This window comes from Methylobacter sp. sgz302048 (genome assembly GCF_052162025.1).
In the GTDB taxonomy this organism is placed as follows: Bacteria; Pseudomonadota; Gammaproteobacteria; order Methylococcales; family Methylomonadaceae; genus Methylobacter.
The window spans coordinates 96,783-117,241 of the sequence record NZ_CP197401.1 but is presented as its reverse complement, the minus strand read 5'-3'; the positions used below and the strand labels follow the sequence as shown (position 1 = coordinate 117,241).

The 20,459-nt window shown below is 51.7% G+C and carries 20 protein-coding genes; 13 read left to right on the top strand and 7 right to left on the bottom strand.

What is annotated here, in order from left to right; all coding sequences use genetic code 11:
- Positions 1-146 precede the first annotated feature (146 nt).
- Positions 147-1,682, top strand: coding sequence for a hypothetical protein (locus ACTNE6_RS00555; RefSeq protein ID WP_442498243.1), 1,536 nt, complete (start codon positions 147-149; stop codon positions 1,680-1,682).
- Positions 1,683-1,871: 189 nt separating this feature from the next.
- Here ACTNE6_RS00555 and ACTNE6_RS00550 read toward each other — a convergent pair whose 3' ends face one another.
- Positions 1,872-2,735, bottom strand: a complete 864-nt coding sequence (locus tag ACTNE6_RS00550; protein ID WP_442498242.1) for a dioxygenase family protein — start codon at positions 2,733-2,735, stop codon at positions 1,872-1,874.
- A gap of 217 nt (positions 2,736-2,952) precedes the next feature.
- Between ACTNE6_RS00550 and ACTNE6_RS00545 the strand changes: the two genes are divergently transcribed.
- Positions 2,953-3,981 carry an IS110 family transposase gene (locus ACTNE6_RS00545; protein ID WP_442498241.1) on the top strand — a complete coding sequence of 343 codons (1,029 nt, stop codon included), beginning with the start codon at positions 2,953-2,955 and terminating at the stop codon, positions 3,979-3,981.
- Between the two features lie 780 nt (positions 3,982-4,761).
- Positions 4,762-5,626 (top strand): IS5 family transposase gene (locus ACTNE6_RS00540; protein ID WP_442498240.1). Its coding sequence is split into 2 segments (ribosomal slippage): positions 4,762-5,174 and positions 5,173-5,626, totalling 867 coding nucleotides; the frame shifts between segments, so codons are not numbered across the junction.
- Positions 5,627-5,821: 195 nt separating this feature from the next.
- Here ACTNE6_RS00540 and ACTNE6_RS00535 read toward each other — a convergent pair.
- The 4 genes from ACTNE6_RS00535 to ACTNE6_RS00520 form a co-directional block, all read right to left on the bottom strand.
- Positions 5,822-6,223 (bottom strand): hypothetical protein, encoded by a 402-nt coding sequence (locus ACTNE6_RS00535; RefSeq protein WP_442498239.1) that lies wholly within the window; start codon positions 6,221-6,223, stop codon positions 5,822-5,824.
- 61 nt (positions 6,224-6,284) lie between these two features.
- A complete protein-coding gene (locus ACTNE6_RS00530) occupies positions 6,285-6,854 on the bottom strand; it encodes a hypothetical protein (protein WP_442498238.1) in 570 nt (189 codons plus the stop codon).
- Positions 6,844-7,707 carry a TIGR04255 family protein gene (locus ACTNE6_RS00525; protein WP_442498237.1) on the bottom strand — a complete coding sequence of 288 codons (864 nt, stop codon included), beginning with the start codon at positions 7,705-7,707 and terminating at the stop codon, positions 6,844-6,846. Before ACTNE6_RS00525 ends, ACTNE6_RS00530 begins: the two co-directional genes overlap by 11 nt.
- A gap of 303 nt (positions 7,708-8,010) precedes the next feature.
- The gene (locus tag ACTNE6_RS00520; RefSeq protein ID WP_442498236.1) at positions 8,011-8,988 is read right to left on the bottom strand and encodes a Tim44 domain-containing protein; all 978 of its coding nucleotides are present in this window, start codon (positions 8,986-8,988) and stop codon (positions 8,011-8,013) included.
- A gap of 111 nt (positions 8,989-9,099) precedes the next feature.
- On the opposite strand from ACTNE6_RS00520, the gene ACTNE6_RS00515 reads away from it, so the two are divergent.
- The 6 genes from ACTNE6_RS00515 to ACTNE6_RS00490 all read left to right on the top strand — a co-directional run bounded on the left by ACTNE6_RS00515 (position 9,100) and on the right by ACTNE6_RS00490 (position 15,976).
- Entirely contained in the window at positions 9,100-9,507 is a 408-nt protein-coding gene (locus ACTNE6_RS00515) for a hypothetical protein (RefSeq protein WP_442498235.1), read from the top strand.
- Between the two features lie 118 nt (positions 9,508-9,625).
- Complete coding sequence (locus ACTNE6_RS00510; protein WP_442498234.1) at positions 9,626-10,852, top strand: TolC family protein; 1,227 nt, start codon at positions 9,626-9,628, stop codon at positions 10,850-10,852.
- Positions 10,849-11,943 (top strand): efflux RND transporter periplasmic adaptor subunit, encoded by a 1,095-nt coding sequence (locus ACTNE6_RS00505; protein WP_442498233.1) that lies wholly within the window; start codon positions 10,849-10,851, stop codon positions 11,941-11,943. The genes ACTNE6_RS00510 and ACTNE6_RS00505 overlap by 4 nt, the downstream gene beginning before the upstream one ends.
- The gene (locus tag ACTNE6_RS00500; protein WP_442498232.1) at positions 11,943-15,038 is read left to right on the top strand and encodes an efflux RND transporter permease subunit; all 3,096 of its coding nucleotides are present in this window, start codon (positions 11,943-11,945) and stop codon (positions 15,036-15,038) included. The genes ACTNE6_RS00505 and ACTNE6_RS00500 overlap by 1 nt, the downstream gene beginning before the upstream one ends.
- Positions 15,035-15,343 (top strand): DUF3240 family protein, encoded by a 309-nt coding sequence (locus ACTNE6_RS00495; RefSeq protein WP_442498231.1) that lies wholly within the window; start codon positions 15,035-15,037, stop codon positions 15,341-15,343. Before ACTNE6_RS00500 ends, ACTNE6_RS00495 begins: the two co-directional genes overlap by 4 nt.
- Positions 15,344-15,556: 213 nt before the next feature.
- Positions 15,557-15,976 carry an RNA recognition motif domain-containing protein gene (locus ACTNE6_RS00490; protein WP_442498230.1) on the top strand — a complete coding sequence of 140 codons (420 nt, stop codon included), beginning with the start codon at positions 15,557-15,559 and terminating at the stop codon, positions 15,974-15,976.
- Positions 15,977-15,997: 21 nt separating this feature from the next.
- Here ACTNE6_RS00490 and gmk read toward each other — a convergent pair whose 3' ends face one another.
- Together gmk and ACTNE6_RS00480 are read right to left on the bottom strand one after the other, a co-directional pair.
- Entirely contained in the window at positions 15,998-16,615 is a 618-nt protein-coding gene (gmk, locus tag ACTNE6_RS00485; RefSeq protein ID WP_442498229.1) for a guanylate kinase, read from the bottom strand.
- 52 nt (positions 16,616-16,667) lie between these two features.
- Complete coding sequence (locus tag ACTNE6_RS00480) at positions 16,668-17,534, bottom strand: YicC/YloC family endoribonuclease (protein ID WP_442498228.1); 867 nt, start codon at positions 17,532-17,534, stop codon at positions 16,668-16,670.
- A 45-nt stretch (positions 17,535-17,579) separates the two neighbouring features.
- Here ACTNE6_RS00480 and ACTNE6_RS00475 point away from each other — a divergent pair, with 45 nt between their 5' ends.
- The 4 genes from ACTNE6_RS00475 to ACTNE6_RS00460 all read left to right on the top strand — a co-directional run bounded on the left by ACTNE6_RS00475 (position 17,580) and on the right by ACTNE6_RS00460 (position 20,448).
- Complete coding sequence (locus ACTNE6_RS00475) at positions 17,580-18,482, top strand: serine/threonine protein kinase (protein ID WP_442498227.1); 903 nt, start codon at positions 17,580-17,582, stop codon at positions 18,480-18,482.
- 82 nt (positions 18,483-18,564) lie between these two features.
- Positions 18,565-19,287, top strand: coding sequence for a ribonuclease PH (gene rph / locus ACTNE6_RS00470; protein WP_194971597.1), 723 nt, complete (start codon positions 18,565-18,567; stop codon positions 19,285-19,287).
- Positions 19,284-19,889, top strand: a complete 606-nt coding sequence (gene rdgB / locus ACTNE6_RS00465) for an RdgB/HAM1 family non-canonical purine NTP pyrophosphatase (protein WP_442498226.1) — start codon at positions 19,284-19,286, stop codon at positions 19,887-19,889. Before rph ends, rdgB begins: the two co-directional genes overlap by 4 nt.
- Before the next feature lie 163 nt (positions 19,890-20,052).
- A complete protein-coding gene (locus tag ACTNE6_RS00460) occupies positions 20,053-20,448 on the top strand; it encodes a bacteriohemerythrin (protein ID WP_442498225.1) in 396 nt (131 codons plus the stop codon).
- The last annotated feature ends 11 nt before the right edge of the window (positions 20,449-20,459 follow it).

The window sequence follows — 20,459 nt, the reverse complement described above, 5'->3', positions numbered from 1 at the left end:
GTTGCGCTTGCATTATGCCAATCCAGATCTTGCCGAACTGGCGTAAAATACGGCCGGGATTGTTAAATAAGCGCGTTTATTAGCAAGCGGGCCTAACATTTTCTAAATTCGAAATTTTATAAAAAGTATGTAGGAACAGACGCACGATGACTGTCGAACACTTGATTTACCTTGCGGTGCAGCTTCTTGGAACCGGAGCCGTATTATTCCTCGCCTATCAGTCCTTCCAAAAACGCCGGATTCAGTTAGGCGCTGAGCCGACGCTTCCCCAATACTTTATCCGCAGAAGCACTTACTGGATAGGGACCGCATCTTACTGCGCCCTCATGGCAGCGCTTTACTGGCTGCTTACCTGGCAGTGGCTGCCTTTGGAACCGCTGGTGACGCTGATCGTGAAAAACCTCCGCTCAGGGGAACTGGTGAATCTCCTGAACGGCCTGGACGGAAACACCATCATCCCTTTAATCGCCGCCGGATTGTTTCTTTTTTTGCTGGCGCGGGAAAGCAAGTTTAATCCTTTGCTTATTTTGAGGGACAGCATCCACGACGCGTTCGCGACGCCGGCAAAAGCGGTTGAGATCTACAACGCGCTGATTAACTCGAGATTGTCAGCCGTCGACGACAGCCTTAAAGCGCAAATCGCCAATCGCCTGCTGGTGTCGAGCTTCGATCCCGGCGATTTCGAAAAATCCAGCGCCACGGTCGAGTATAAATGGGCCCATAATTGCCTGCTTTTCGACCAGATACAGGATTACGCCAACCAATCGTCTTTTCGCCGTCTGTTCACCGAACCGTCTCTGAAATGGGGGGAAATCTGTATCTCCTATAACGCGATGTCGGAAAAAGTGGCGGTCTGGAAGAAAGCGGAACCGCACTATACCAAGACAATCAATCTGATAAAGGAGCTGGACCACCTCACCAGCCTGCTCTGCCGCCTGCTCGCCTCCCTGGTCGTATTCGGGAGCGCAAGCGAGAATGACATGTGGGCAACCGTGAAGCAGCTCGGCGGCAAAGCCCATGAAGCCCGCCTGAAGCACACCTATAAATATGTTCTGCTTTTTACAGCTGCCACCGCTGTCGGAGTCATCCTGGGCCGGGAGATTTCAGTCCTGCTGCATAATGCCTTCCTGTTTCCGGACAAGCCGCTGCCGCACTTCAGTTACACCACCCTCCGGTGGATCGCCTATGCCATTCCGATGTATGTCCTCCCGATAGCGCTCGTCTTCATTTCACGGTCGCTCACCTTCAGGCGCCTGCGGGAGCAGGCCGATCGATACTACGGATTTTATATGGCAATGATGATAATGGGCTTCATTGTCAGCACCATGGTATCGGTGCTTGTTCTCGAGCTGACTTTTTACCGCCGGGAGCATTTCGATTTCCTGGACAGCTTCCTGGATCATATGCGCTGGGGAATTCTGCCGGCGCTCATGTGCGGCTTTGTAGCTTACCGCATGGATACGCCGGCAAGCGAATCGGAAACTTTAAGCGACCTTATTACAGCCGCGGCATTGCGCTTTCTCGGCTGGGGATCAATCGCCGTCATCATCATGCTGTACGCGACCGACGATTTGACCATCCAGGAGTCGAACCTGCGTTTTACCCTTGTCGGCACCGCTTTCTTCGTGATCGGTCTCCTGGGCGCGGCTGCCCGTTTCAAAACGGCGGGGCCGGAGGATTAGCTGTCCATCCAGTGTTTAACCTGAGAGAGTTTGGTAGGATGCGGTGAGGCACGAACCGCATCAATCGAGTTATTCTCCAACCATTGCCGGAAATAACTCGACCGCATCACTCCAACTTTCAGGATAAATTCCATGCGCGACATCTCTGTGAAAACTGGAATAAGGCCATTCTTTAACGCATTTTACGTGTTAAGCAGGAATCGGTGCTTTCGGCATGGTCGAGATACCTCGCTTAAGCGGAAAATCATAGGTGAGACGAAAGGCATCCCCTTCCGGCTTGAAATCGCCGACCATGTTCTGGCTTGCCGTAAAAACGACATCGTCTTCAATGTCCGGATCCCCTTTGACGAAGATTTGCGTGACGAGCGTTTCATAGCCAGGCGCCGACACGATGACATGGATGTGCGCCGGCCTGATGGGCGGCCGTTTGGCGATCTTCAGGAATTCGCCTACCGGGCCATCGTCCGGGATGCGATAAGTGGTCGGCATCAGTGCGATCAGCTCGAAAGTCCCGTTTTTATCCGTTCTGAAACGGCCGCGCAGATGGTAGTCCGGCTGTTGCTCATCCTGGTTCTCATACAGGCCATTGGCCGCGGCTTGCCAGATATCGAGGGTCGCCCCTTCGATGGGCGCGTTATTCTCAAATTCGAATACCCGCCCTGAGATTCGGACGCGAGCGCCTGGCGCATCGTCGCTGGCAATGGAAGCGCCTCGTTCGCGGAAAGGGGCGTCAGCACGAAAGAAAGGCCCCAGCAGCGCAACCCCCACCGGTTGTTCCTGTTCCCCATGATTGAGTATTTCAATCAACTGACTCAGGCCCATGACGTCGGCAAAAAAGAGGAATTCATTTCCGAGAGGGCTGGTTTTCTCGGCCATTCTTTTCATGAAATCCCAGGCAAACTCCCATTCCTGGTCGGTCACCTTCATCTCTTTAACACAGGCGTGCAGGTGTTTGATCAGGATCGAGATGACGGATTTGAGCCTTGGGTTGTCGATATCCGAGTAAGCCTTCAGCACTTTCTCAGTGAATTCTTGATTAGGCGAGGTGCTCATGATTCACTCCCTCTACAGCTAATGCAGTTTTGATTTCAGACAGGGAAGTGACGGTATAATTCCTTGATATTCAAGGCTGGGGGATATGCCGGGACACGAATTGCATCGATCGAGTTCAGTAGGATAATAGTATGGACTCCTCCTCTTCCCTGCGGCATCACGATGTGCCAAAGTGGAAGAGTTAGATAACCACTTAAATGAAGAAGAGGAATCCGCCATGAATATTACGACAATCGGTTTAGACATTGCAAAGAACGTTTTTCAGGTACATGGCGTGGATGCCCATGGAAAAGTCGTGTTACGCAAACAGCTCAGGCGGATTCAGGTACTGGCTTTTTTTGCTAACCTGTCACCTTGCCTGATCGGCTTGGAAGCCTGCGCCGGGGCACACTATTGGGGACGTGAATTGCTCAAATTAGGGCATGATGCGCGTTTAATCAGTCCACAGTTCGTCAAACCGTACGTTAAAGGCAATAAGAACGATGCCAACGACGCGGAAGCGATTTGCGAGGCAGTAAGTCGCCCGAGTATGCATTTCGTACCGCTGAAAAGCATTGAGCAGCAAGATATCCAGATGTTGCACCGGGTGCGCAGCGGCCTGGTCAAGGAACGCACGGCACAAGCCAATCGCTTGCGGGGGCTGTTGAGCGAATATGGGATTATCATTGGCCAAGGCCTGGCACAAGTACGCACGCGCTTGCCGGAGATCCTGGATGATGACAAAAACGGCTTGACGATGGCGGCTCGGCAAATTTTTACTGACCTGCAATACCCGTTAAGAGAACGGGATAAGCAAATAGCCGCTTATGGTGAGAAAATCCTGATGCTGCACCGGTCTAGCCCAGCCAGTCAAACGCTCGGCGCCGTGCCCGGTATCGGGCCGATTACGGCCACCGCGTTATTGGCTGCGCTAGGCGATGGCAAGGCCTTTGATAAGGCGCGGCAAGTGCCGGCTTGGTTAGGTTTGGTCCCTAAGCAAGATTCCAGCGGTGGCAAACCGAAGCTGCTAGGCATTAGCAAGCGCGGTGATGTCTATTTACGCACCTTGCTGATCCACGGAGCCAGGGCGGTGGTTAAGGCGGCGGCAAAGAAAGATGACGCACACAGCCGTTGGATCAACGACTTGGTGCAACGGCGCAATGTCAACATTGCCGCCGTAGCGGTTGCCAACAAGAATGCCCGGATTGCCTGGGCACTGCTGGCTCGGACAGAGGCCTATCGCCCCCCGGTGCCGGCCAGCGTCTAAGCCTAAGTGTGCAACAAACTGTTGTTAACCGTTTAAGAGGTGTTTGATAGTCACTTCTCCAGTTGTGAAGCATTTTTCAACACGATGGCAAACCGGTCGGACCGGTGTTTTCAGGAATCCGTTCAGCGCATGGGCCTCCAAGGCCGTTAGGATGATAGAGATGAAAACACGCGGAAATCCATCGGGGCCAGAGGCAATAAAGACCTCATCGATAGGCCGGATATATGGCAGCAACTGCGTTCACTGATCGTTGCGATCGAAGAGAAAAAGCTTGCAAAACGGAGGAGTCCATATATGCGCTGAGGCACGAAGCGCATCGTTCGCGTTATTCCCCAGCCATTGCCGGAAATAACTCGACTGCATCACCCCAACTTTCAGGGTAAATTCCATGCGCGACATATCTGTGAAAACTGGAATAAGGCCATTCTTTAACGCATTTTACGTGTTAGCTGTCTTCTTCTATAGGGGAGGCCACTGTTCCTTTGAAAAATGTTTTAGCAATAGATCAACGGAGCTGAACGAGTCATCCTGCTGTTTTCTGCTGGAATAAATGTCTGCAACACTCGATATCGCTTCTTGCAGATCGTTCAAGTACAGCCCCATTTCTTCACCCTCTTCGCTCGTTGAAAGCAGTGCCTCAACTTGATTAACCTCATGAGCCAATGCTCGAAGCATAGCTATAAGAACATTTGTGCTTAGAGCTTATCCGTAAATAAGTTGGTCAAAAGAATTTGCGTATGGAAGAATTGCGGATTTTAACTCTTTAAGTACCGTCATAATTTGAACAGATTAGCCAGCTGGAAAGTTTCCGATGATTTTTGGGCACGTGTAGAGCCGTTGATACCTCAACCACAGCGAGATCCCAACAAAATTTACCAACGCCAAGCCGGGGGCGGAAGAAAACCGCTAGCACCTAGGCAAGTATTTGAAGGGATCATGTATGTGCTGCGAACGGGCTGTCAATGGAAGGCGTTGCCGAAAAGTGAATTCGGGAGCAGCAGTTCGGTTCATCAGTATTTTCTGGACTGGGAAGCCGCCGGTTTATTTGAGCAGTTATGGCAAAGCAGCCTGCGGGAATACGATGAAATGGAAGGCATTGCCTGGGAATGGCAAAGTTTGGATGGGGCCATGGTCAAGGCGCCTTTAGCATTGGAGTCTGTGGGCAGAAACCCGACGGATCGGGGAAAAAAAAGGCAGCAAGCGCAGTCTCCTGACGGATCAGAAAGGCGTGCCGCTGTCTATTGTCCTCAGCGGCGCCAACACGCATGATGTCAAGCTGCTGGCGGCCACTTTGGACGCCTTGGTCATCGAGCGTCCAGAAGTCGAAGATAGTAAACAACAACATCTTTGCCTGGATGCGGGCTATGTCGGTGAACAGGCGAGGCAGGATGTATTGGATAGAAACTATGTACCCCATATTCGCCCCCGAGGTGAAGAGGTCGAAGAAAAAGCCAGGAATCCTGAGTTCAAGCCAAAACGCTGGGTGGTAGAAGTCTGCCACTCCTGGTTTAATCGGTTTCGGAAAATACTGGTCCGCTATGAGAAAATGGAGCGGAGTTATCTGGGGCTATTGATGCTGGCTGCCTCTGTAATTGTTTTTCGTAAAATTAAACGACAAAACCAACCCAATATTATTTACGGATAAGCTCTTAGTTCCATAGTTTATGCATCTTTGTTAGGAAAGAAGACTACTTGTCCGCTTTCTTCCTCCTTAAACAATCATCTTAACGCTGTGCTTGTTATACGGTTACTTTTTGCTTGAGCCGGAGCCAGTAGATTGACCGCCCTAACTGCCCGCATCTCGAATAATGCTGTTCGTGCCTCACCACATTCTACCGCGCTACAAATTTTCTTGCAGAAGTGGTAAAAGTTGCGATCTAAGCTTTCTTAATGCACCTCTACCTAAATTTTCTTTTGCGCTATAGAGCGAAGCATGAGCTTTATTATCGTCTTGCGCATCATCAATCACAATGAAAACCCTCTCGTCCATTTCATCTAAAATACTTCTTGCTCTACAACATTGAAATTTTGCAACAATATTAGATTGTCGTTGAGCTGGATTTCTATTAGTTTGCGTGATAATTCGCTGCTGCATAACGGTATCATCCACATATGTTTCCCTATCAAGGCTAAAACCTCTTTGACTTAAATCATCCAAAGCAATGGCCGATTCTATTACAGATCCATTTACTATGTGTTCTGGTGCATAAATGATACGAAGTAAATATTCTTCATTTCTCACTATACCAAACTCGCTATGAGAGATAGTTTCATCTTCCTGTGTATATCGCGACATTGAAACATTAATTAATATTATTATGATTTATGAATGCTAATATTTCATCAGGAAGCTTATCATCTATCATTTTTTCATCCGCTATAAATTCAGCTCCATTAGATGTTTTTCCATAATAAGAATAGCTGCCATCACCATAGATACCTAAATCTAATTTGAAATCAGGAGAATCCCAAAGAAAGTTTATTTCTCCATCAGCAGCTAAGGTAATCATTGGCTCTCTAATATCAGGAGATAATTGCCAAACAAATTTTTCAGCTTCATTGACCGCCTGTCTGCTTGCAGCTTTACCATTGGCTTCGTCCCACCCATCAGTATATGTCCCTATATACCTAATTTTACTAATCATCCTCAAATCTACTCTATCAGTATTTAACCGCTGATCTTTTGCTGCAGCCTTAATATATGATTTTGTTGTTATAGATTCTGAGTCAATTGATTGAGCATGAACACCAGCTATTACAGTTGTTGATAAAATAATAGCTTGCGCTGCTTTTTTTACTTGATCTACATCAATAACATTTAATGGCAGCACAGGGCATTTATAAGTACTTATGTCAATGGCTTTAATAGGCATTATTATCCTCCGAGAGAAATTTTAAATTAATACGATTTAGCATTTCTTTAGAGAGTAAATTAGTTAATATTTCTTTATTTTTTAAATGTAACTTGTAAATTATCTCATTTAATTTAGTAACTTGATTACTGTTTTGTTCAATAATGGAATAAAGATTATTGTCATTATTCATAATAGCAATAGCATTATGGTCTATTGATATGGCAAGTGTTTTTTCGCCTTTAATATTAATATAATTAGAATCAATATTTAACTGGTTAAGACACTGTAAATTATCTAAATCCTCGAACCATCCAGAATGGCAGTGCCACAGGTTATGATCAAAAGCGGTTTTCACAATATGTGGGGTATTTCGGTCAAACAGTTCTGATAAATCATATTTTTCAGCATGACTATCATAAAGGAATCGATCAATATATTTGAGACCTATAGATGAAACAAAACTATTAGAGCCATCAATATGCATAAAAGCTTTTTGAAGGTAAGCTTCTGCTTGTGACCACACATTATCCCACCTTGTATAGTCCAAACAATGAATAGCAATAGCGTCTTCTGTTGTTCTTAGCATCCATTCAATACTTCCATCTTTTTTTATACGTTGTAATTCAATACCAGCTAGCTCATCTAAACCGACTGCTGAAGAATGTTCTGCCTGATTAAATTGAAAAGCTATTTTTTTAAGAGGATTAGCTTTTGGTAAATCTTCTTTTAAATCATGCTCAATCGCTGCAAGTTTTTGTATTGTAGATTTACTGAATTGAGGGCTAAACTGTACAAAAATAATAACTTCAACAATAGCATGAGCATCATTTATTGGAAAACATGATAATTTTCCTAACTTTGAAGTTTGCATTTTGATTTCCTCATATTAAAAATATTTTCTATTTTTATATCATAGCATGTAGTCATACATTTAATATCTACTCCTGATAAACTTCAGGTTATCAAACTATCATGTCTGACAGTCGGATACAAATTAAGCTCGATAGGATGCGGCGAGGCACGAACCGCATCTTATACTTGGATGGAGTGGCAAGACGCAGGGCTGGGGCCAGGCAAAGGCCGCAAAAGAAAGGGAATATGCGACAAGAAGTAATAATATAAAATCGCTCCAGCAGAATGCTGGAGCGACAAAAATGGCTGGCTATGCCGACAATCAATCTTCCAATTGCTGGATGCCGTCCAGATACCAGGTGGGCTGGATGCTGTTTTTGGGTTTAATGAAATGCCAGACTTCGCGGACCTGGTTGGCCTGCGCATCGGCATCTTCGCGCATGATCACGTCGAACAGCACCACCGCTTGCAGTTCCGAGCCGACTTCGCGCACTTCCAGCAGTTCCGCGTCCAGTTTCAGAACATCGGTGCGGTTTTCTTCGCTGGAGGCTTTCAGCTGGTCCTGGATCTCGGCGAATACCTTGTCGGTCGTCAGGCCTCTGATTTCGGCCAAGTCGCGGTCATCCCAGGCTTTTTGCAGCGTCTTGAAGGCTGTTTTGGCGCCGGCCAGAAACGCCTGCATGTCAAAACCGGCCGGGACGGCAATAGCCTGACCAAAGTCGGCATCCTGCTGGAAGCTCTGCACAGCCGGCTCAACGCCTGGCTTGTCTTTTTTAAACAGAATATCGGTATCGAAACCGACCGGGTTCGATGAACTCGATTGCGGCTCCTGATACGGCGTATAGGCCGACGCGCTGTTGTCGTAATGACCGGCGGTCCGGTCGTAAACAGGTTGTTGTTCGCGCGCTTTTTTGGCCGCGAAGAACTTGTACAGCATGAATGCCAGAGCGCCCAGCACCAGGATATCGAGGAAGTTGATGCCCTGGAAGGCGCCGCCGGCCAGCAGTGAGCCCAGCAGGCCGCCCAGCGCCAGACCGCCCAGCATGCCCATCAGCCCGCCGCGGTTAGCCATGCCCGGCCGGGCCGTCTGGTTTTGTTGGGCGGCTTGTTGTTGCTGCTGCTGTTGAGTGGCCGAACGAGCCGGCGCATCAGCAGAACGTTTGTAAGGCTGACTGAATGAGGATCTGCCGCCGAACGAACTGCCGCCGCCGAAACGTTTGGCCTCGGCATCGGAGATACTGCCCAGCGACAGCGACAGGCCGATTAATAAAGTGGCTACTATGCCGGTATATCTGTTCATAATTTTTCGGAAAGTATGTTAAATAACATCAAATTGAGGTTTAACTAATATAAGGTTGAATAACCAAATTACAAGTTGTGAATTCTTTTTTATTAGCATAGCATTATAAGCATGTTCTCAGCACTGCGCGTTTATCTCATTTTCTTTCTGGCCCTGCTGCAATTGATTGCACCGCTGGTGCATGCGCATGCCGGTGAGAACCTGTCGAATAAAGGCCTGCATGTCCCCGGCCTTGAGATGTATACGGCAGAACAGCATGCCTTTCTGTCTCAGCCGACAAACCATATCGCCGGTTCCGAAGCGCTGATCATCAGCGTCGATGCCGGCATCAAGCACAATCAGGCTCAGGCCGATACCGATACGGACGCCGCCGACCACGGCTATTATCTGCACCAGGAGATAGCCATTTCCAATGCGCCGATTTCGGCCTTCGATATCAACTTTTCTCCGCAACCGTCGCCGTTTGTCTGCCGGTTATTCATCCCATCGCTTTCGCCGCGCGCGCCTCCCGTCTCCTGATCTCCATTGTTTTTTAAGTTCTGTCGCAGAACTATTCTTTAAATCTAAAAAACTATAAGCGGTACTCATCCGCTATCGGAGCTTTACTATGTTTGCCCTTCATCTTATTAGAGGGTGTTTGCCTGCGTATCTGCTGGCCACTTCGCTGGTTTTTGCAGATGCACTACCTACTGTTACTGTGGAACATCGCGATCCGATTGAAACCGATGTCAGCATGAGTCTGGCTCAAGTCATCGATTTGACGCTGGAAAAACATCCTGACAACGCCTGGCTCAAAGCGTTGGAAGAAGAATCCGCTGCCCTTGAGCAACGCAGCAAGAGCTGGTTTGCCGGTGCGCCCAGCGTCGGCCTGTTCTTTCAGGAAGCTACCAGCGGTACATTGCATTATGGCGATGCCAGCGTTAAAGCACCGCTGTGGAACTTCGGTCAGCGCGATGCCGAAAAGGCCGTCGCGAAACAAGCTGAAATCAGTGCGCATACCCAATCAGCTGCCGTTAAATTACGCGTGGCGGGACTGGTCAGAATGGCATTGTGGGACATGGAACTGCAACAAATCCGTCTTGATCAGGCACACAACGAGGTCCATGTATTTGAACAATTGCTGGCCAAGGTTGAGCGTCGCGTCGAGCTAGGCGACCTGCCGCGCGCGGATTTATTGCTGGCGCAGACCGAATTGCTGCAAAAACGCGCCGTGCTGACGCTGGCCGAGGCCGAAGTCATGCATGCGCGCAAACGCTACTCCACCATCACGCAAATGACGAAAGTGCCTGGCAATTACCGTGAAACCCTGGCCGATATAGCCGAAGTCCAGCAGAATCATCCAGACTTGGTTGCCATTAATGACCTGATCGCACGTATGCAGGCCGAAGTCGAGGCCATCAGAGCAGTAGGATCGGGCCAACCCGACGTTGCGGTCGGCATCAACACCGATCATGGCCCTGACGAACGCAGTAACAAGACCGAAAGCTTCAACATCAGTGTGACCGTGCCGTTTGGAGGTCAAGCACATCTGGCTCCACGAGTGGCGGCAGCCAATGTCGAACTGAACAGATTGGTGGCCGAACGCGAGCAGCTCCGTAGAGATCTTGATCAGACCCACCATGAAGCCGAGCATAACCTGGAAGTCAATCGGGCCGAGCTGACTATTGCTGAAAATTTAAAGCAGGCGGCCGTAGAGCATTTAAAAATGACGGAGTTGAGCTTTTCGCTGGGTGAAATCAACCTGCTCGATTTGCTGAAGATCCAATCCAGAGCTCAGCAAGCCATCCTGAATGCCAAAGAACGTTCAGTCATACTGGAGCGCGATAAGGCGATGTACAACCAATCCGTCGGAGTTACACCATGAGAGTCATCTTATTATTACTGTTGAGCCTGGTTGGTGTCAGCGTCCAGGCGGCAGACAGTGTCATTCACATAAGCCAGCCCCAGATTGACAGTCTGGGCATCAAATTGGGCAAACCGGAACATGCCAGCCAGGTCCCGGTCCTGTATGCGCCAGCCAAAATAGTGGTCCCGCCTACGAACGAATACGTCGTCAGCACCACGCAGGCCGGTTTGGTCAATAAATTGTATGCAGCGGTCGGCGATAAAGTCCAAAAAGGCCAGGCACTGGCTGAACTTCATAGCCAGGACCTGTTGGCCCTTCAGCAGCAATATCTTAAAGCCGTCAATGAACTGAACTTAGGCCAGGCTGTTTATAACCGGGATAAAAAGCTGCTGGAAGAAGGTGTCATATCAGACAAGCGCTCGCAGGAAACGCGCAGCCAGTATCAGCTTTATCTGACCGAAGCGAACGAAACCCGGCAATTGCTGGAAATGGCCGGCATGTCAAAACCAGAAATCCAGCGCTTGGCAAAAACTCAGCGCTTAAGCAGTCTACTGACGCTGCGCGCGCCCTTGTCAGGCGTCGTGCTTGAGCGTATGGCCTCTGCCGGCCAGCGTATAGACAGTCTGGCGCCGCTGTACCGCATTGCTGATCTGAGCGAGCTCTGGCTGGAAATCAATATCCCTCAGGAGCGTATAGGCGACATTAATGTCGGTGATCAGGTGACGATCGAAAATACCGATGTCACTGCGCACATCAGCCTGCTCGGCCAAAGCGTCAACCCGGAAAACCAGACATTGCTGGCCAGAGCCGTCATCAAAGGCATACCAGCAGCCGTACGCGTCGGGCAAAAAGTCAATACGCGGATTATTCATGGCAGCGACAAGACGGCGGCATTCAAAGTCCCTAACGCGGCCATCGCTCAGTATGAAGGCAAGGCTTATATCTTTATCCGCACGGACCAGGGTTTTCTGGTCAAGCCGATCACCGTTATCGGCAAGCAGGACAGCGATTCGATCATTACCGGCGAACTGACCGGCGCTGAAGATATCGCCGTCACGGGCGCGGTGGCGCTGAAAGCCAACTGGCTGGGGCTTGGGGGCGATGAGTAATGGGTGGTTTGATTCGCTTTGCGCTGAGCCAGCGCCTGTTGATGCTGATTGTCATAGCGCTGCTTGCGGGCGGCGGCTATTATGCCTTTAAAAACATTCCTATCGATGCCTTTCCGGAAGTCTCGCCGACCCAAGTCAAGATTATCGTAAAAGCGGCGGGCATGACGCCGGAAGAGGTCGAGGCTCGCATTACGGCGCCGATAGAGGTCGAATTGCTGGGCATTCCGCATCAAACCATGCTGCGTTCGATTGCCAAATATGCATTGACCGATATCACGGTCGATTTCGAAGAAGGCACCGACATTTATTGGGCGCGCCAGCAGATCGCCGAACGCCTGAACACGATGTGGAGCGACCTGCCGGCCGGCATCGATGGCGGCATTGCGCCGATGACGACGCCGCTCGGCGAGATGTACATGTTTTCGATCGAAGGCGGCGATCTGAGCCTGATGGAGCGTCGCAGCCTGCTGGACTGGGTCATCCGCCCTGCCCTGCGTACCGTGCCCGGCGTGGCTGACGTCAACGCGCTGGGCGGACTGGTCAGAAGCTTTGAAGTGATACCGGACAACGTCCGCATGGCGGCGCGCGGCATCGATATCGACAAGCTGATAACAGCGCTGGAAAGCAACAACCGCAATGACGGCGCCGGGCGTCTGACCGAAGGCGAAGAGGCGCTGATCGTGCGGGCCGAGGGCCGCATCAAGACCCTGGACGATGTCGCCGCCATCGTGGTCGATAACAAAAACGGCGCGCCGATCAAAGTCAGCGATGTCGCCGATATCCAGATCGGGGCTTTAACCCGCTACGGCGCGGTCAGCAAGAACGGCAAAGGGGAATCGATCACCGGCCTGGTGCTCAGTTTGCGCGGCGCCAATGCCCGCCAGACCATCGAGGGCATAGAGAAGAAAATGGACGAGCTTAAAGCCGGCTTTCCGCCCGGCGTCAAGGCCACGGTTTTCTATAACCGCAGCAATCTGGTCAATAAAGCCGTCGATACGGTTCAGCATGCCTTGCTGGAAGCGATTGTGCTGGTCGTGGTCCTGCTGATCCTGTTTCTAGGCAACCTGCGCGCCGCGCTGACCGTTGCCTTGATCCTGCCGCTGGCGGCCCTCGTGACCTTCATCCTGATGCAGCAGATGGACATGTCGGCCAACTTGATGAGCCTCGGCGGCCTGGCCATCGCAATCGGCATGCTCGTCGATGGAGCCGTGGTCGTGGTGGAAAACATCATCACGCACATGGCGCACACGGAAAAGGCCCAGCGCCTGCCGCGTCTGCATGTGATCTACCGCGCCGTGCGTGAAGTATCCGTGCCCGTGACTTCGGGCATCCTGATCATCATCATCGTGTTTCTGCCGCTGCTGACCTTGCAGGGTCTGGAAGGCAAGCTGTTCACGCCGGTGGCCTTAACCATCGTGTTCGCGCTCAGCGGCTCGCTGCTGCTGTCCCTGTCGGTGATCCCGGTGCTGTCTTCGTATCTGCTGAAGAAAGTGTCCCACGAAGAGCCCTGGCTGCCCCGGCAGTTGCTGAGGCTGTACCAGCCGGCCCTGCTGTGGTGCATCGCCAACAGCAAGAAAGTCTTTACCGGCGTCGGCGTCTTGCTGGTCCTGACCGCGGCGGCCTTCACGCAGATCGGCAGCACGTTCATGCCGACCATGGACGAAGGCGACATTATCGTGCAGTTGGAAAAACTACCGTCGATTACGCTGGCGGATTCGGTCGCTCTGGACGTGCAAGTGCAGAAAAACCTGCTCAAGAATATTCCTGAAGTGGTCGATGCCGTCTCGCGCGTCGGTACCGATGAGCTGGGCCTGGACCCTATGGGTTTGAATGATACCGATACCTTCCTGATCCTGAAACCCAAGGAAGAGTGGCGCATGCGCAGCAAGGAAGAGCTGATCGAGCAGATCCGGCAGGTCATGGCCGCCACGCCGGGCATTGCCTTTAAATTCACGCAGCCGATCGAGATGCGTGTCTCGGAAATGCTGACCGGCACGCGCGGCGATGTCGCGGTCAAACTATTTGGCCCGGAGCTGAGTGTACTGAATGAGAAAGCGGCGCAGATCGCCGGAGTCCTGAGAGAGATCAAGGGTTCCAGCGACGTGTTCACGAAGCAGAACGAAGGCATGCAGTTTCTGCAGGTGGCGATCGACAAAACGGCGGCCGGACGCCTGGGCCTGGACAGCGACAGCATCGAGACGATGCTGCGCTCGCAGATCGAGGGGCTGAAGCTGGGCATCGTGCAGGAAGGCATCAAGCGCACGCCGCTGATTATCCGCGGCGGCAGCAATACCACCAACTTTGAAAACCTGCAGGTCACGCTGCCCGATGGCGGCCATGTGCCGATCACGACCGTCGCGCGTTTGGAAAAAGTCGAAGGCGTGGTGTCGGTAGAGCGCGAGCGGGGCCAGCGTTTTGTCGTGATCAGCAGCAACGTGCAGGACCGCGATCTGGTCGGTTTTGTCGATGAAGCGCGTCAGGCCGTCAAGGACAAGGTCGATTTGCCGACCGGCTATTTCGTTGAATTCGGCGGCCAGTTCGAGAATCAGCAGCGTGCGGCCGCGACGCTCTCGGTCGTGATCCCGGTATCGCTGGGCCTGATCTTCCTGCTGCTGTTCTCGACCTTCGGCTCGGTGCGTCAGGCCGCGCTGGTCTTGTCGAATATTCCGCTGGCCATGGTAGGCGGCGTTTTCGCCTTGTGGCTGTCCGGCGAATATCTGTCGGTGCCGGCTTCGGTCGGCTTTATCGCCCTGCTGGGTATCGCGGTGCTGAACGGCGTGGTCATGGTCAGCTATTTCAACCAGCTGCGCGCGACTGGCATGGCCATGGCGCAGGTCGTGGTCGTCGGCTCCATGCGCCGTTTGCGGCCCGTGCTGATGACGGCCAGCATCGCGGCCTTCGGCCTGATTCCGCTGCTGTTTGCGACCGGCCCGGGCTCGGAGATTCAGCGCCCGCTGGCTATCGTTGTGATCGGCGGTCTGGTTTCATCGACGTTCCTGACGCTGTTTCTGCTGCCTATTTTGTTTAAATTGTTCGGTCAAGCGCCTGAGCTGCAAGCCGAGATGAACTCGATGACCGATGGAGTCAAATCATGAACAACGGTAAAGAATACCTGGTTACTTTGAATGTCCCGCCCGGTCTTGAAGAGGCGGTCGTCGACAATCTTTTGGTTCTGGAATCGGAACACGGCTTCAGCAGTTTCATTGTCAACTCGCATGACCATAGAAACGAGGGCCTGTCATTGCTTGAGCAGGTGACGGGCCGGCAGAAAAAAATCCGCTTTCAGATGTATGTGCCGGAGCAGGGGTTGCCGGTACTATTGGCGCAGTTGAGGCAGGAGTTCGAGGGCTCGGGCATTCATTACTGGGTCTTGCCGGTCATTGAAAACGGCTTTATCTAACCGGACGCCTGTGCCGGTCTTTATCCGGCGCAGGCGCTCGCATCATGTTCAATTACATAAAACTTACTGTTTATAATGTAGAAATTATTGCTGATGCGCCGGATAATAACTCTTTAGGCTTTATCAGGGCCAGTTTAAGTCTCGGCAATGGCAAAGCATAGCCGGCGCCAGGCAGTTTTTCCTAGCGGCATCCAAATGAAGAAGTTTACGTAAATGATCATTATCTTAAAAAACATACCGGCCAATACCCAGACTAAAGAAGTAGAAGAGTTTATCTGGCCGGCCGTCAAAGGCGGCTTTCTCAGCAAAAGCGGCGAAATAGAATCCATTCAGATTAAAGGCCAAAGAAACATCCAGTTAAATCTGACTGAATTTCATGCCTTGGTAAGAATAGAACCTGATGCCGTAGCGGTAAGGGTCATCAAAAAGCTCAACAGAAAGCCATTTAAAGGCAAGCATACCGCCATCGATGAATTCCATCACCGGAATTGGCACAATGATCGCAGAACCGATGCCCAGCAAACGGTCAAGGACAGGCGCCATGCGGATCGCAGGCGTTCTCATCTGGAAATGATTGAAAATATTTCACATCTATTCAGCGGCCAAAAAAGCTTTCACAGAAAACTTGACTGAGCCTTATTCCGGCTCCCGGCTTTATTGGGAGAGCAGCGCTTTTAATAACGGCTCCAGATGATGCTGTTGCCGTTGCCTCGTCAACCGGTTGGCGATCAGGATGCTTTTTAATTCCGCCAGCGCCTGCTCAAATACATCATTGACGACCAGATAATCAAACTCATCATAATGGCTTATTTCGGCAACGGCATCACGCATGCGGCGCGCGATGATCTGCTCATCGTCCTGGCCGCGGCTTCGAAGGCGCTGCTGCAGAATATCGGTTGAAGGCGGCAGAATGAAAATGGACAGGCTGTCCGGCAGCAGTTTCTTTATCTGCTGGGCGCCCTGCCAGTCGATTTCCAGAATCACATCCAGGCCCAGGCTCAGGTTTTCCTCCACGGTTTGCCGCGCGGTGCCATAGAAATTATCAAACACCTGGGCATGCTCAAGAAATGCCTGCCGCTCCAGCATGGCCTGAAAATCCGCCACCGAAACAAAGTAGTAGTCCCGGCCATGTTCCTCGCCGGGGCGCATGGGGCGCGTCGTGTGAGAGGTCGATACGGTCAGGCTGTCAAGTTCGGCGATCAGTTGCCTGACCAGGCTGGTTTTGCCGGCTCCGGACGGTGCGGAAATAATATAAAGTTTTCCGTGATTCATGGTATTTTTTATTAATAGGGATATTGGACTGATGCGCAAAACTCAGGGCGTTTTATTCAACATTCTGTATCTGCTCGCGCATCTGCTCAATCAGCACTTTCAACTCGATGGCGATCTGCGTCATTTCCTTGTCGGCCGATTTGGATCCCAGGGTGTTGGCCTCGCGGTTTAATTCCTGCATCAGAAAGTCCAGCCGTCTGCCAACCGGCTCTTTTTGCTTGAGCACCCTCAGCACTTCGGCAATATGGGTTTCCAGCCGGTCCAGTTCTTCGGAGATATCCAGTTTCTGCGCCAGAAACACCAGCTCCTGTTCCAAGCGGTCGAAGTCGGGCTCGGCGACCAGTTCAGCGATCCGGTCTTTCAACTTGTTGCGAAGCTGAGCCAGAACTTCCGGCAGGCGTTTGCCAGCCGCAACGACAAATTCCTGCATTTTCAGGCAGCGCTCCGCGATCAGTTCGCCGAGCTGGGCGCCTTCCCGCTCCCTGACTTCCAGCAATTGGTTCAGTGTCTGATCGACCAGCGACGATACGCCTAGCTTAAGCTGCTCCCTGTCATTGTCGGACTCTTGCTGTACGCCGGGAAAAGCCAGCACATCCAGTGCCGAGAATGACAGCGGGGCCATCATCTGCTGTTCGATTTCATTGGCGGCCGCCAGCAATGCCGCGACAGCATCGCGGTTAATCATGAGAGTTTGACCCTCTTTAGCCTGTTTTTTGCAATTTATGATACATTCCACCTTGCCGCGTTTGATTTTGGCCGCGATGAGGGTGCGCAGATCAGACTCGATAAAACGCAAGCGATCCGGCAATTTGAATGTGATGTCACAGTAACGGTGATTGACCGTGCGCAATTCACAGCTGAGGGTCAGGTTGCCGATTTCTGCTTCATTACCGGCAAAAGCGGTCATACTTCTAATCATTTTTCACCTATACTTGCAGGGTCTTAGCCCGATAGAATTTTTGCAATGGCCGAATACTACGACCCCGACACCTATCCGAAGCAGTGGAACTATCTTCAAACCGGCACTATTATAGACCAGTATATAATCGAGCGGGAATTGGCGCACGGCGGATTCAGCTCGGTCTATCTGGCCAGGCAAATCAGCGATCAGATTCAGGTTGCGATCAAGGAATATCTGCCGCGCAAGCTGGCGCATAGAACCTGGAACAACATGGTCGTCGCCAACAATGAAGAAGCCCAGCCCCTGTTCCGGCGCGGCAGAGCCTTGTTCTTTGAAGAAGCCAAGGTTCTGGCGAAGCTGAAGCATCCCAATATCGTTGAGGTCATCAATTTTTTTGAAGCCAACGCCACGGTTTACATGGTCATGACTTATGACTATGGCCTGACGCTCAATAAGTTCCTGAAACATAAAGCCCAGCCTGTTACCGAAAAATTCCTGCTGGCTTTATTCACTTCACTGCTGAACGGCATCAACCACATGCATGAGCATCATTTGCTCCACCTGGACATCAAGCCCGCCAATATTCTTGTGCGCCCCGGCAATGATGCATTGCTGCTCGATTTCGGCGCCATCCAGAGTTATCCGCTCAAACGATTGAGCAAGCAAGGCAAGGTGCTGACTAAAGGTTTCTCTCCGATAGAACAGCATGATCTGAGCGCGCCTTTAGGCCCCTGGACGGATATTTATGCCGTGGGCGCCAGCATGCGCGCCTGTCTTGAATATAAGCCATTGATTCCCGCAACGGATAGAGTGCATCAGGATGCCCTCGTGCCCGCTGTTAAAGCCTTTAAAAACAAATTTCCGGAACCGCTGTTGAAAGCAATAGACTGGGCCATGGAAGTGTGGCCGGAACAGCGCCCGCAATCGGTTGCCCAGCTGCAGCAGGCGCTTGCCGCGGGAAAATGAACGCGCGCTTCATGCCTATAAATTGGCCCCGTACGTCCTGCATTCGGGTATACTGTGCGGTTTTATTTTAGTGGAACAGATAATGAGACCTAGCGGACGTAACCCGGATCAACTGCGAGACATAAAATTCACCTGCGGCTTTACAAAACATGCGGAAGGATCTGTTCTGGTTGAATTTGGCGACACGCGCGTGCTGTGCACGGCCAGTGTCGAAAACCATGTGCCGCGTTTTCTGAAAGGCAAGGGCGAAGGCTGGGTGACCGCGGAATACGGCATGCTGCCGCGCTCGACGCACAGCCGCATAGGACGGGAAGCCAGCAGCGGCAGACAAGGCGGCCGCACGCTGGAAATCCAGCGCCTGATCGGCCGCTCACTGCGCGCGGCAGTGGATTTGAGAGCCTTGGGCGAAAACACCATCACGATAGACTGCGATGTGCTGCAGGCGGACGGCGGCACGCGCACGGCATCGATCACGGGCGGCTTCGTCGCCTTGTCGCTGGCCGTGCAGAAAATGCTCAAACGCAGGCAAATAAAAGTTAATCCGCTGCACGGGCAGGTCGCTTCCGTCTCTGTCGGCATCTACAATGGCGTGCCGGTGCTGGATCTGGATTATGCCGAGGACAGCAACGCCGAAACCGATATGAATGTCGTCATGAACGATGCCGCCGCTTTTATTGAAGTGCAGGGTACGGCCGAGGGCCATGCTTTCAGGAAGGACGAACTGGACGCGATGCTGGAACTGGCCGGTTACGGCATCAGGCAGTTGATCAAAAAACAGCGCGAAGCAATAGAAGACTTTACATGAGCTTGAACCCATCACGACAAATCGTGCTTGCCAGCAGCAATGCCGGCAAGATCCGGGAAATCCAGGCCCTGCTTGCCGGCCATATGATCGTTCCGCAATCCGCGTTCAATGTTGTCGAATGCGAGGAAACCGGCCTCACCTTTGTGGAAAATGCGATACTGAAAGCCCGCAATGCGGCGCGCCAGAGCCAGCTGCCGGCCATTGCCGACGATTCCGGTCTGGTCGTCGATGCTCTCGACGGTGCGCCCGGCGTTTTCTCGGCCCGATATGCAGGCATCGGCGCCAGCGATCAGGACAACATCGAAAAACTGCTGCGCGAATTGCAGGACGTGCCCGATCAGCAGCGCAACGCGCGCTTTATCTGCGTCATGGTATTCATGGCGCATGCCGATGATCCCTGCCCGATTATCGCTCAGGGCGTCTGGGAAGGCCGCATCTTAACGCATGCCGTCGGTGAAAACGGCTTCGGCTACGATCCGGTATTCTGGGTGCCGGAGCAGAATTGCGCATCGGCCGAACTGGCGCCGAGCGTCAAGAATTCGCTGAGCCACAGGGGCAAGGCGCTGAAGGATTTGATAGCGGGACTTACGCAAGCCGCCTGATTAATGGCAGATTGCTGAGCGGTAGGATCAGGCAGTCATTCAGCAAGCGCCGTTATCTGTTATCGTGCAGATGGCAGTGACAAACCATGCCAACTTAAGCTGGCATAAACCCTGCTTTCCAGAAACAGGAACACACCCTGAATTCTGGAAAGCGAAGGTAAATATGGCCCTCATCGAAAAAAACGGTTTTCTTCTGATTGGACATGCTCTGATTGATGACGATCATGATGAATTCATCACCCTGCTGAATCAACTCGATGCCGCCGATAACGGCGAATTCCCGGCATTGTTTCAGCAATTGCTCGCCCATACTGAACAGCATTTCGATCGGGAAAATCAGCTCATGGAGCAATCGGCTTTTCCGGCGGAGGCCGAGCACAAAGGGGAGCATCAGCGTGTTCTAGGCGAATTCAAGCAATTCAAAAAGCGGGTGGACAAGGGCCTGATCACATTCGGACGCTCGCTGGTCAGAGAACGCCTGCCGCAATGGCTCGAACTGCACGTCAGGACCATGGACAGCGCGCTGGCCGCACACATCAAGGCGCAGTCTCAAGCGTGATCGAGGGTATG

Coding starts and splice junctions, on each gene's coding strand:
- ACTNE6_RS00555 (WP_442498243.1), top strand. CDS start 147: ATGACTGTCGAACACTTGATTTACCTTGCGGTGCAGCTTCTTGGAACC.
- ACTNE6_RS00550 (WP_442498242.1), bottom strand. CDS start 2,735: ATGAGCACCTCGCCTAATCAAGAATTCACTGAGAAAGTGCTGAAGGCT.
- ACTNE6_RS00545 (WP_442498241.1), top strand. CDS start 2,953: ATGAATATTACGACAATCGGTTTAGACATTGCAAAGAACGTTTTTCAG.
- ACTNE6_RS00530 (WP_442498238.1), bottom strand. CDS start 6,854: ATGCCTATTAAAGCCATTGACATAAGTACTTATAAATGCCCTGTGCTG.
- ACTNE6_RS00525 (WP_442498237.1), bottom strand. CDS start 7,707: ATGCAAACTTCAAAGTTAGGAAAATTATCATGTTTTCCAATAAATGAT.
- ACTNE6_RS00520 (WP_442498236.1), bottom strand. CDS start 8,988: ATGAACAGATATACCGGCATAGTAGCCACTTTATTAATCGGCCTGTCG.
- ACTNE6_RS00515 (WP_442498235.1), top strand. CDS start 9,100: ATGTTCTCAGCACTGCGCGTTTATCTCATTTTCTTTCTGGCCCTGCTG.
- ACTNE6_RS00505 (WP_442498233.1), top strand. CDS start 10,849: ATGAGAGTCATCTTATTATTACTGTTGAGCCTGGTTGGTGTCAGCGTC.
- ACTNE6_RS00500 (WP_442498232.1), top strand. CDS start 11,943: ATGGGTGGTTTGATTCGCTTTGCGCTGAGCCAGCGCCTGTTGATGCTG.
- ACTNE6_RS00495 (WP_442498231.1), top strand. CDS start 15,035: ATGAACAACGGTAAAGAATACCTGGTTACTTTGAATGTCCCGCCCGGT.
- ACTNE6_RS00490 (WP_442498230.1), top strand. CDS start 15,557: ATGATCATTATCTTAAAAAACATACCGGCCAATACCCAGACTAAAGAA.
- gmk (WP_442498229.1), bottom strand. CDS start 16,615: ATGAATCACGGAAAACTTTATATTATTTCCGCACCGTCCGGAGCCGGC.
- ACTNE6_RS00480 (WP_442498228.1), bottom strand. CDS start 17,534: ATGATTAGAAGTATGACCGCTTTTGCCGGTAATGAAGCAGAAATCGGC.
- ACTNE6_RS00475 (WP_442498227.1), top strand. CDS start 17,580: ATGGCCGAATACTACGACCCCGACACCTATCCGAAGCAGTGGAACTAT.
- rph (WP_194971597.1), top strand. CDS start 18,565: ATGAGACCTAGCGGACGTAACCCGGATCAACTGCGAGACATAAAATTC.
- rdgB (WP_442498226.1), top strand. CDS start 19,284: ATGAGCTTGAACCCATCACGACAAATCGTGCTTGCCAGCAGCAATGCC.
- ACTNE6_RS00460 (WP_442498225.1), top strand. CDS start 20,053: ATGGCCCTCATCGAAAAAAACGGTTTTCTTCTGATTGGACATGCTCTG.